This window comes from Microbacterium oxydans, from assembly GCF_006540085.1.
In the GTDB taxonomy this organism is placed as follows: domain Bacteria; phylum Actinomycetota; class Actinomycetes; order Actinomycetales; family Microbacteriaceae; genus Microbacterium; species Microbacterium oxydans.
The window spans coordinates 632,186-641,505 of the sequence record NZ_BJOG01000004.1; the positions used below are offsets into that span (position 1 = coordinate 632,186).

Genomic DNA, 9,320 nt, shown 5'->3' on the forward strand with positions numbered 1-9,320 from the left:
GAGACCCCTAACTGACCCTCGAGAGGTCACCGGAAACAGAATCGAGAACGAGATCGCCAAGCGAAGAGCCCGCTGGCGGTGTGACGATGTTGGGTTCGACCCAGACTTGAAGTGGATTCGGAGCTGCTCGGTACTTATCCGAGAACAGACCGGCACCATCCACGTAGAGCCGTCCGGGCAATCGATCCACGCTGACGAAGTTGCCCGCCTCGTCGAGCCACTGGATGACGATCTCGTACCAGATCTCGGGGTTGATGATCGTCGTAAGTTCCAGGTCGACCGACCAAGCTCCGGTTGAAACCTCCGGGGTCGTCGGAATCACTCGTGACACGTAGATGACGGATGCTGAAGTGCGGACGCCCGGCCCCGAGGGGTGAAACTCGATCACCGGCTGAAGGTTGCGCGCCGAGTTCGCCAATGCGGAGCGGCTGAGGTCCGAGAGCACGCCAGTGATGAGAGCCATAGCCCCTCCAAACCGAATCGCCCCTAGTGGGGTCGGGAGTATCGATGTACGATTCAGGGCATTAAGAAGGCCCCCATCAGCGGACACTGATGAGGGCCAGACGCCGATCATTGGAGGATCGACATGCCCAAGGTAACAGCCGCCGTTCTGGCGGCACTAGTAGCGGTAGCCCTGACAGGATGCGCCGGAACGGCACCAGGGGTGGGAGACGAGCGCGCAGCGCCTGCGGCGACCGAATCTGCCCTGCCGGTGGAAAGCGCCGTGCCGCTCAGCGCGGAGACTGCGGCCCCTGAGATCAGCGATGCGGACTCGGCGTTACTCGCGTACGTCCGGAAGGCGCTGCTCCCGGACACACAGATCCCGAACGCCACCGATCAGCAACTGATCGACGCTGGCCATGAGGCCTGCCGACAGCTTGAGGCGGGCGTTGCGCTCGAGGACGTCCGTGTTGTCAAGGGCGAGACGGCTCACCCGTCCACCGGAGCGTTCTACGACACCAGCGCGATCCTCAGTGGAGCGATCCTCTCGTACTGCCCGGCCTTCGCCTAGATCAGCCGCTTCCATTCGCCGGCGTCGTACACGATCGCGCCGACGAATCCGCCTGGCACGGTCCCCACCGCCTTTGTCGCCATGCCCGCACCGTAGATGTGCCCCGACGTCAGCCGCAGCGCGGTGCCCCCGAGTTGCATCTTCACCTCAGCGTCACTCACCTGGACGACGCCGTTGCCCAGATATACCTGAATGGTCGATCCGTTCGTGAACACCTGCGCACCGTTAGGAAAGGTGACTGCGCCCCCTGAGATGGTCGGGTCCAACGTCATGCCGCCGACCTTCACGCGTCCAGCGCCTTGGACGTTCAGGTTTCCGGTCATCTCGACGTTTCCGGTGATGTTTCCGGCGCCATTGAAATTCCAGGGTCCGTTCCAGGTGAGCGTTCCGGTCCCGACGACATTGCCGGTGATCGTGCCGTCGCCCTCGAGCCGCCATGGCCCCGTTACCTTGAAGCTTCCCGTGACAGTGGTGGTGCCGTCAATCGAGAGAGTGCCGACGATGACGACGGATCCGCCCGAGTCCACCCGGAGCGTTCCCCCGATGATCCGAAGACGCCCGTTCGTGATAGAGGCGTTCTCCAGAAAAGCTCCGGAGAAGATGCGATCGACCTTCGCGTTGAGGTTCTTGATCCAGCCCCATGCGTCTTCGAGGTTACGAAGCACTCTGCACCTCTACCTTCATGGTGTCTGACAGATCCCCGCTTAGGGCGATGACGCGAAGCGCATGAGTTCCGTCTGGGATGACGTTGTCTCCGGTGGAGTCGATCTGCCAAGCCCTGCCAACCGCGGCTTGCTCGGCAGACCACTTCTCGCTGATCGTGAACTGCCCAACCGACCACTGCACGAGCGGCACCCGCTCATCGGCCAACGTCTGGTTCGTCGCGGCCTGCAGCCGCGGGCCGGCCAGGTCGGGGAAGTCTCTCTTCGCGTCGCGAATGGGGATCGTGTACGGGCCGCTACCGGCCCACGCAACTTCCTGATCCTGCCCCGTGCCGTTGCCAACGCCTTGCAGACCGGTGAGCTGCCTAGAACCGTCGAGCTTGTAGTTGACGCCGCTGAGCGGCGACTCTGCGGCTTGGAGGATGAACGTCGATGCCCCGATCAGAATCTTCTGCTCGACTCTGGCCTGAAACCTGACATTCCCGTTCGCGTCGATGTACGGCCGCAAGTAGATCTCATAGCCCTCCGCACGAATCTGATCGAGGAGGTCGGAGATCTTGAACTTTTTGAAGAAGTCCCACTGCGCAGAGAACGTCCCCGCCGCATCCGATGGCAGGTCGATCGGGTAGTTCCATTCGACCGAGCGTTGGGTCGCACGAGCAAGGATCGCTCGGACTGCGCCGGAGTGTGTACGGTTCACCACCGTGAGAGTGCCGTCGGTGTATCCGCTCACCCCATAGGTGAGCCGCCAGCTCCACTCGTTCTCAAGCTCGACCGAAGCGACCATGAGGACCTGGGAGTCGCGGTCATAGTCCCAGTCGTCGATCTTGCCCGCGTACGCGACAAATGACCCGCGCCGAAGCACGAGCATCCGCGCGTTCGGGACGAACAACGACCAGATTCGATCTCGCGTCAGCCGCTTCTGGACGTCATCAACCTTGAAAGTCGTGGTCGCTTTCCCGTCACCTAGAAGCGATGTCGACCAGGGAAACGCTTCGGGAAAGACGCGTTCGACGGGGGCGCCGGTGATGGCTTCATGAATCCAGGCTTCCCACTCGTCCACAGCCACCCCTAAACGTATGTGTCGGTCGTGATCACACGGCCGGGGACGCTGATCGTCCACGCGGTTGATCTGCCTGGAGGTGTGGCCCAGAGGGCTCCACGTCCTACGCCGGACATGATCACGCCGTTCCTGGTCACGAGCCCCGTTCGCATATCGATCTGATGAGTGCCACCCGCCGTCGCACCGGTCACTGTGAAGGTGCCGAAGGGCGATGTCACTGAATAGCTCGACGGCGCGGATGGAATCTCCACCACGGAGTGAGCCGGGAAGTTGCCGCGGTGGAAGACCGCGACGCTCGTGGCGGTTCCCGCGGGCGGGACGAGATGCGTGACCCCATAGATGCGCGGGTCAGGGCATCGGTACGTAACCTCGTACTCGCCCACGAAGAGGTTCCCGTCGTTGTGGGTCACGATGTCTGGCTGCCCGAGCCCCCTCCGCGCATTCGCCCAGTTCGTCGACCCCGCTTGTTCGACCATGATCTTCCGCGACCCGCCATCTGCGAGCATCCCAGAGAGCCGGCGGGCCATATGAGCGAGTTCAGCGCCATCGCGAGCTCTGAAGAATCCGCTCTGCACAACCTCGCGCGCACCCAGGTACTGAGGGCTGTCCGTGGTTCCGTGCGAGTTCGGCCGTTCCAGAACATCAGCACGGGCGGCGGGGGCGGTGTCCCACCCCCGCCAACCGTCCTTGCCGATCCAGAACCCGTAGTCGTCACGGTCAGCGAATCCGCGAAACTCGATCCCGCCGATACGCACGATGAGATCGGTCATCCGAACCTCCTCGCGGCCTGAGCCTGATAGCGGGCCGCAGCACGGCCGATCTCTTCCTCGGACTGTCCCGGCTGCGGGTAGACGTTGATGTCGCCACCGCCGCGTCCGCCACCGACCCGCGAGAGCACCTCCGGCGACAGCGGGAGAACGACCTCGTCGTATCGGCCCTCACCGATGTTGGCGATGATGCCGCCTGTGCGCGCCTTGACGAGTGCGCCGTCCTCGAGCTGAGGGATCTTCGGGATGTTCAGACCGAAGGTCTGCCCGCCGACCATCGGCACCCAGTCGGGAATGTCGACGCTGATCGAGTTCAGACCATCGATGATTCCGTTGATCAGCCCGATCAGGGCGTTCACCGGGCCTCGCACCACGGACAGCACCGCTTGGAAGGCAGACCCTACGAAATCTGCGATCCCGGAGAAGACGGCGTGGATCGTATCGCCGATGAATTGGATCGCGCCGGCTATCGCCGCGCCGACGGGCGCGATGATGTTCTCGTAGATCCAGACGAAGGCGGCACCGATCGCAGCGAAGACAGGCTGGATGATCGTCTCGTAGAGCCATGTGAAAATCGCGCCCCATGCTTGGAAGTAGACGATGATGCCGTCAATGATCGGGACGATCACGTTCTCGTAGATCCAGGTGAAGATCTGTCCGATCGCGTTGAAGACGGGAGAGAGCACGGTCTCCCACAGCCACTGCGCGATCGCGGCCCAGAGGCCGATGTAGAGCATGATCCCCGTCACGACTGGCATGATTATCTGCTCGTAGATCCACGAGAAGATCTCGCCGATGGCATTGAAGACAGGCTGCAACACTGATTCCCACAGCCAAGTCGCGGCTGCGCCGATGGCGCCGGTGAAGTTCGCCCAAATCTCCTGCCCGAGTTCCGTCTGCGTAAAGAACCACACGAGCCCACCGACCAGCGCGGCGATCGCTGTGACAATGAGCATGATGGGGTTGGCGCTCATCACCGCGTTGAACGCGAGCTGCACTCCAGCCGCTGCCTTCGTGATCGCGCTCCAAGCGACGATGGCTCCTTGCCACACCTTGAATGTCGCAGCCCCTGCCAGCACGGACACCGCGAGCGGGCCGAGGATGCCAGACACGTCCGAGAGCCATCCCACGACACCGCTGAGCACACCTGCGACGGCGCTCAGAGCCGATGCGAGGACCGGGAGCGCTGCGACAAGCGCGCCGGCGATGACGGTTGCGGCCTGGGAGAGGAACTCGACGAAGACGGGAAGGATGACCGAGGCGAAGTCCGAAACGACCCGTGCGAGCTCCAACATCGGAGGCAGCAGCAGCGGTAACAGGGGAACGAGTACGTTCAGCACTGCCCCGAGTGGCGTGAAGTAGCCTGCGAGGCTCATGATCTCTGGGCCGAGCGCAAGAACTGCTTCTCGGGCGCTGAGAAGGAAGTCGACGATCGGGGAGTCTTCCTCCCACCCGAAGACATCGCTCATAAGAGAGGTGAAGTCCCCTCGAATGAGAAGGTCGTACAGCCCCTTGATGGCGCCGCCGACGACGGCGAATTTCTCCGATGCGATGGCCGCGAATGGACCGATCCTCGACGTCAGATCGTCAAGGAACTCGGTAATCCCGTTGAAGGTCTGCTTGAAGTACGGGAAGACGTTCTCGAGGAGCGCGACGCCAACACGCGACATCGCAGCGAGCATGTTCGCCCACGCGCCGCGGGTCGTCTCGCCCGATTTGAGGGCGGCGCCGCCGATGTTCTCCTGCAACACCCGGTTGAAAGTCTCCGCATCGACTTTGCCCTGAGACACCATCTTCGACATCTCGGCGGCCGTGACGCCGTACTCCTCCGCGAGCCACTGGAGGATCGGGATACCACGGTCTTGGAGCTGGTTCAGGTTCTCGGTCATGGCCCGGCCGCTGGCCTGGACCTTGTTCATGATGGAACCCATCTCGTCCATCGAGATGCCCGCGATCGTCGCGGCGTCCGCTGTGAGACGAAGGTACTTTTCGAGTTCCTGGCCCGGCTTGATTCCTGCTGCCACAGCGGAAGCCGCAACCGTCGCCGCAGTGTCTAGACCGAAGGCCGTACCCTTGACCGCAGCGAGAGCCGAGCTCATGATCTGGTCGACGACCGAGACCGAGTGTCCGAGCCCCTCGAGCTTCGCCTGAGCGTCCTCGATCTTGAGCATGCGGTCGAAACCGCCCTTGACCGCAATTCCGGTCAGAACGGCAGCCGCACCGGCCGCAGCAAGCGCAGCGCCCTTCGCAAGCCCTCCGATCTTCGAGAAGACCGATGAGCCGCGCTTCTCCGCCTGATCGAAGGTGCCGTTGAGGTCCTTCTCAATACCGCGCTTCATGCCGCTGGTCGTGGGGACGAGCTCGACAAACAGGACTGCTTCTGCCACGAGGACTACTCCTTTCGGATCGTCCCCGCGGCAACAGGGTCGTTAGAACATGGCGCTGAGTCGTGCGCGACGAGCTTCCCGATCGGGCGTCATTTCCAGTTCGGAAGGGACCTCATAGGTAGGAGGCTTTCCTGCCCACGGGCGAGGGAATCGCTTGTACTGCGCGTTCTTTCCCCGTTGAGCGTTCATCTCACGCTCGTGGATGTCCCACGCCGCGATCTCCGCGGGCGACGGTACGTAGCGGTGCCCGTGAACGGCTGCAACGGTGTGGCTCGAAGGGTCATGGAGGATCTCGCGGATGTGGTCCCACGCGGTGTTCCAACAGGTCTTCTCTCTGATGATGTCGTCGAGGTTGACGCCGACGCGAGCAAGGTCGTGCCGGAGCTGCCCCTTGTGGTGACGGAGCAGCGCCGGGATGATCACGCTTTTGGGTCGTAGTCCTTCGACTCCTTGCCCCATGCAGTGAAGACGGCCGCGACGTCGTCGCCGTCGAGCCGCGACAGGACGCGCACAGCGGTCGGGAACGTGTCGGTGAGCGTCTGGATCATCAGCGACCATGCGGCAAGCTTCTGCTGGTCGGTGCCGCCTTCGCGGGTGCTCTCGAACACGCCGAATGCGGAGGTGATGCCGAACGGAACTCCAGGCTGGCCGAGAACAGGGAGCTGGAACTTGCCCACACCCTCGATGTTGAACTCGATCAGCGGGAGAGCGTCGGTGGAGGCGGGCTTGATATTGACCATGGTTCGGCAACCTTTCAGTGGTTCGGCAACCTGAGGATGTGTCCGGGGGTGGCGGGGTTGCCGCTCCACCACCCCCGGGGCTTGTTCACGACCGGGCGAAGTTCTTCGCGGTGGAGGTCCCACCCGAGGTCGTGACGGTGATGTTCGCTGCACCCGCGGCACCGCCGGGCATGACAGCGACGATGGACGTGTCGGAGAGGATCTGGAACGATGCCTCCGCAGTCCCGAACTTGACCGAGGTAGCGCCGGTGAACCCGGTTCCGGTGAGGATGACGTTGCCAGCCGCCGCCTGCTCGGTGGCGGGAACGGTCGTGGTGATCGTGGGCACCGCCGGCGGAATCTCGATCAGCGTGGTATCCCACTGCTTCACCTGGTACCCGAGGACCGGGTCACGGAACGCGCGGAGCGTCATCCCGAGGGCGTTGATCGCGTTGGCGCCGAACTGGACTGCCTCGCGATCGGCGACCTTCACGCGCGGGTAGTGCGTGATGATCACGTCATCGCCGGAGATGCCGACGGTGACGAGGTCCCGGAAGGTATTCACGGAGGCCTTCGTGAGGGTGAACGATCCGGTGGCCGGGTCGACCACGGTGTCGAAGTACGCCTCGGTGAGCGTGCGCGATCGCTGGATTCCGGAGAACGCGACCGCCCACGTGCCGGGGCCGTCCTGGTCGATGACCACGTCCTCGTTGTGTGCAACGAAGCGCTTGTTGTCGCCGGGCTCTGCGGTGAGGGAGAAACCGTCCTCGCCGTAGTAGCCGAGGTCCGCGCGGACCTTCGCGACGAGGTCCGCCGTGGGGTCCCAATCGGGGCCGGTCGGGGCGGCGGTTCCGTAAGCGCCGAGCAGGATTCGACCATCCTGCACCAGGCGCACGTCGGCCGGGTTGATGGTCCGGCCATTTTCGATGAGTGCAGCGGTCATGTGCCAGCTACCTTCCTGTGTGTCGTTTTCGGACCCACCCGGCAACTGGTGGTGGTTCCCGCGTCTACGGGAGTCGATGGACGACGACGAGGATCGTCGCCGTGTAGAAGTAGTTCCCGGCCTCGTCACGGTCTTCCGCGGGGCCAGCGTTGAGCTCAGCCCGCACGACGGGGGAACCGCTTCGTGGCGCGGACTCGATCGAGTACGCAGCGTCGGTGCAGAGCTCGAAAGCGTCGTCCTTGGCGGTGGCAGCGTTGTCGTGCGCCCAGCACTCGACGGTGACGAGGTACTGCCTCGACACGCTCGTCTCGAGCCGGGAGGGCGCGATGCTCAGCACCACCTGTCGTTTGAGCTTCTCGTCGCGCTCAGCGGACACCCGGTCTGCGGTGACCGCGCCGCGGACTCGTTCGATCGCCCATCGTCGGACGTTGGGCCATTTGCTGGCGAACTCGGCCATGGACGACTCCTAGATCTGCACGCGAGCGAGCGCGGCCCGCAGGTCCTTCTTGCGGTCGCGCCGGCCCTTGGTCGACTCATCGACGATCCAGACAGACAGTCGCCCCGAAGGCCCATAGCCGCGGGTGACGTAGACGTTCTGATCCGGTCCCGCCGCGCGTTCGGCCGCCGATACGAGGGCGTCTTCAACCCCGGAACCGGTGGTGTCCAGGAGCAGGTTCTCGCGGATCGCTTTGTGGTTGTCCCTCGCGGCGCCTGGCTGCCCGCCGGGGCTCTGAAGCATCGGGAAGTGCACCTTGATGCGCATCAGATCGCCGCCTTGATCGCGAACTGTACCGCCCACGTTGACTGCCGGAGCCACGCGCCGACTTCACCGTCGATCGGGTACTCGACGCCGCGCACGCGGGCCCGGTCGTTGGAGGTGATGTCCGGCCGCGCGGGAAGATCCCGGGCGTAGACGGTGCCCCCGGTGATGACGGTGTTCTTGCCGACCTCCAGCGCCTCCGAAGGGTTCGAGGGTGCGAACTTGCCGGACAGAGTGAGGTGATCCGCCCAGTCCGTTCCTACCGGGTCGCCGTCGGGGTTGAAGACCTCGACGGCGCGCCGGATGACGATGGGTTCGTATCGGGCCGTCATGCCCGGAACCCTGACCGGACGGAGAACGAACGGAGCTTGTTCATGGGGGCTCCGGGAAGCCATGAGAGGTCGTTGTCAGAGAAGTAGAACTCGCTCGACGACAACGAGGAGTCGACGGTCTCAGACCCTGTGTCGGAGAAAGGACCGTCGGTGGTCGTGGTGGAGCGCTGCCGGAGTCCCTTCGGGTTCAGCAGCACGCGGCGGATCGACGCGACGACCGCGTTCCTCGCGGCCTCGGTCAGCAGCTCGTCGCCAGCGATGTACTGGTCGATGTCGATGCCGCGTTTGCGTCCGATCAGTCGGAGGTTGTTGGAAGCGATGACGAGCCAGGCTTCAACTCGGTCTTCTTCTGCGGTGGTGAGTTCCCCCCACACGGCGATGACATCATCAGCGGTGGCGAATGGTGTGAGCGCCATGTGGAGGGTCCTCTCTGCTTACTCGACGGGGATGCCGGCCTCAGCCAGCGCGTCGCGGATCTCGGATGCCTTCGCGTCCGTCTCGACCTCGAAACCCTTCGTGAGCGCGTACGCGGCCCACGCCTTGGCGGACGATCCCGGGCCCTTGACGGGAGGGACGCCCACCTCGTCTTCGGACTCGTCTTCGGACTCGTCTTCGGACTCGTCTTCGGACTCGTCTTCGGACTCGTCTTCGGACTCGTCTTCGGACTCGTCTTCG

14 protein-coding genes are annotated in these 9,320 nt (G+C 63.8%); 1 reads left to right on the plus strand and 13 read right to left on the minus strand.

Annotated elements, in window-relative coordinates; translation table 11 throughout:
* Nucleotides 1-7: 7 nt before the first annotated feature.
* Entirely contained in the window at nucleotides 8-463 is a 456-nt protein-coding gene (locus MOX01_RS11060; RefSeq protein WP_141369613.1) for a hypothetical protein, read from the minus strand.
* A 123-nt stretch (nucleotides 464-586) separates the two neighbouring features.
* Between MOX01_RS11060 and MOX01_RS11065 the strand changes: the two genes are divergently transcribed.
* Nucleotides 587-1,012, plus strand: a complete 426-nt coding sequence (locus tag MOX01_RS11065; RefSeq protein WP_141369615.1) for a DUF732 domain-containing protein — start codon at nucleotides 587-589, stop codon at nucleotides 1,010-1,012.
* Here MOX01_RS11065 and MOX01_RS11070 read toward each other — a convergent pair.
* The 12 genes from MOX01_RS11070 to MOX01_RS19155 all read right to left on the minus strand — a co-directional run.
* A complete protein-coding gene (locus tag MOX01_RS11070) occupies nucleotides 1,009-1,539 on the minus strand; it encodes a hypothetical protein (RefSeq protein WP_141369617.1) in 531 nt (176 codons plus the stop codon). The genes MOX01_RS11065 and MOX01_RS11070 overlap by 4 nt on opposite strands.
* A 127-nt stretch (nucleotides 1,540-1,666) precedes the next feature.
* Nucleotides 1,667-2,737 carry a hypothetical protein gene (locus MOX01_RS11075; RefSeq protein ID WP_141369619.1) on the minus strand — a complete coding sequence of 357 codons (1,071 nt, stop codon included), beginning with the start codon at nucleotides 2,735-2,737 and terminating at the stop codon, nucleotides 1,667-1,669.
* 8 nt (nucleotides 2,738-2,745) lie between these two features.
* Nucleotides 2,746-3,507 carry a hypothetical protein gene (locus MOX01_RS11080; protein ID WP_141369621.1) on the minus strand — a complete coding sequence of 254 codons (762 nt, stop codon included), beginning with the start codon at nucleotides 3,505-3,507 and terminating at the stop codon, nucleotides 2,746-2,748.
* A complete protein-coding gene (locus MOX01_RS11085; RefSeq protein WP_141369623.1) occupies nucleotides 3,504-5,891 on the minus strand; it encodes a tape measure protein in 2,388 nt (795 codons plus the stop codon). The genes MOX01_RS11080 and MOX01_RS11085 overlap by 4 nt, the downstream gene beginning before the upstream one ends.
* A gap of 42 nt (nucleotides 5,892-5,933) precedes the next feature.
* Complete coding sequence (locus MOX01_RS11090; protein ID WP_141369625.1) at nucleotides 5,934-6,314, minus strand: hypothetical protein; 381 nt, start codon at nucleotides 6,312-6,314, stop codon at nucleotides 5,934-5,936.
* On the minus strand, nucleotides 6,311-6,631 hold the full coding sequence (locus MOX01_RS11095) for a hypothetical protein (protein ID WP_141369627.1): 321 nt from the start codon (nucleotides 6,629-6,631) through the stop codon (nucleotides 6,311-6,313). The genes MOX01_RS11090 and MOX01_RS11095 overlap by 4 nt, the downstream gene beginning before the upstream one ends.
* Nucleotides 6,632-6,716: 85 nt before the next feature.
* Complete coding sequence (locus tag MOX01_RS19315) at nucleotides 6,717-7,553, minus strand: IPT/TIG domain-containing protein (protein ID WP_211368741.1); 837 nt, start codon at nucleotides 7,551-7,553, stop codon at nucleotides 6,717-6,719.
* Nucleotides 7,554-7,617: 64 nt separating this feature from the next.
* A complete protein-coding gene (locus tag MOX01_RS11105) occupies nucleotides 7,618-8,010 on the minus strand; it encodes a hypothetical protein (protein ID WP_141369629.1) in 393 nt (130 codons plus the stop codon).
* 9 nt (nucleotides 8,011-8,019) lie between these two features.
* Entirely contained in the window at nucleotides 8,020-8,316 is a 297-nt protein-coding gene (locus tag MOX01_RS11110) for a hypothetical protein (RefSeq protein ID WP_141369631.1), read from the minus strand.
* Nucleotides 8,316-8,645 (minus strand): head-tail adaptor protein, encoded by a 330-nt coding sequence (locus MOX01_RS11115; RefSeq protein ID WP_170224196.1) that lies wholly within the window; start codon nucleotides 8,643-8,645, stop codon nucleotides 8,316-8,318. Before MOX01_RS11115 ends, MOX01_RS11110 begins: the two co-directional genes overlap by 1 nt.
* On the minus strand, nucleotides 8,642-9,061 hold the full coding sequence (locus tag MOX01_RS11120) for a Gp19/Gp15/Gp42 family protein (protein WP_141369635.1): 420 nt from the start codon (nucleotides 9,059-9,061) through the stop codon (nucleotides 8,642-8,644). Before MOX01_RS11120 ends, MOX01_RS11115 begins: the two co-directional genes overlap by 4 nt.
* An 18-nt stretch (nucleotides 9,062-9,079) precedes the next feature.
* Nucleotides 9,080-9,320, minus strand: a 241-nt coding sequence (locus MOX01_RS19155; protein ID WP_176589902.1) for a hypothetical protein, incomplete at its 5' end; no start/stop codon positions are given.

What these genes read in the sequence shown, in the direction of transcription:
- MOX01_RS11060 (WP_141369613.1), bottom strand. Translation starts at nt 463, where the DNA reads ATGGCTCTCATCACTGGCGTGCTCTCGGACCTCAGCCGCTCCGCATTG.
- MOX01_RS11065 (WP_141369615.1), top strand. Translation starts at nt 587, where the DNA reads ATGCCCAAGGTAACAGCCGCCGTTCTGGCGGCACTAGTAGCGGTAGCC.
- MOX01_RS11080 (WP_141369621.1), bottom strand. Translation starts at nt 3,507, where the DNA reads ATGACCGATCTCATCGTGCGTATCGGCGGGATCGAGTTTCGCGGATTC.
- MOX01_RS11095 (WP_141369627.1), bottom strand. Translation starts at nt 6,631, where the DNA reads ATGGTCAATATCAAGCCCGCCTCCACCGACGCTCTCCCGCTGATCGAG.
- MOX01_RS19315 (WP_211368741.1), bottom strand. Translation starts at nt 7,553, where the DNA reads ATGACCGCTGCACTCATCGAAAATGGCCGGACCATCAACCCGGCCGAC.
- MOX01_RS11105 (WP_141369629.1), bottom strand. Translation starts at nt 8,010, where the DNA reads ATGGCCGAGTTCGCCAGCAAATGGCCCAACGTCCGACGATGGGCGATC.
- MOX01_RS11110 (WP_141369631.1), bottom strand. Translation starts at nt 8,316, where the DNA reads ATGCGCATCAAGGTGCACTTCCCGATGCTTCAGAGCCCCGGCGGGCAG.
- MOX01_RS11115 (WP_170224196.1), bottom strand. Translation starts at nt 8,645, where the DNA reads ATGACGGCCCGATACGAACCCATCGTCATCCGGCGCGCCGTCGAGGTC.
- MOX01_RS11120 (WP_141369635.1), bottom strand. Translation starts at nt 9,061, where the DNA reads ATGGCGCTCACACCATTCGCCACCGCTGATGATGTCATCGCCGTGTGG.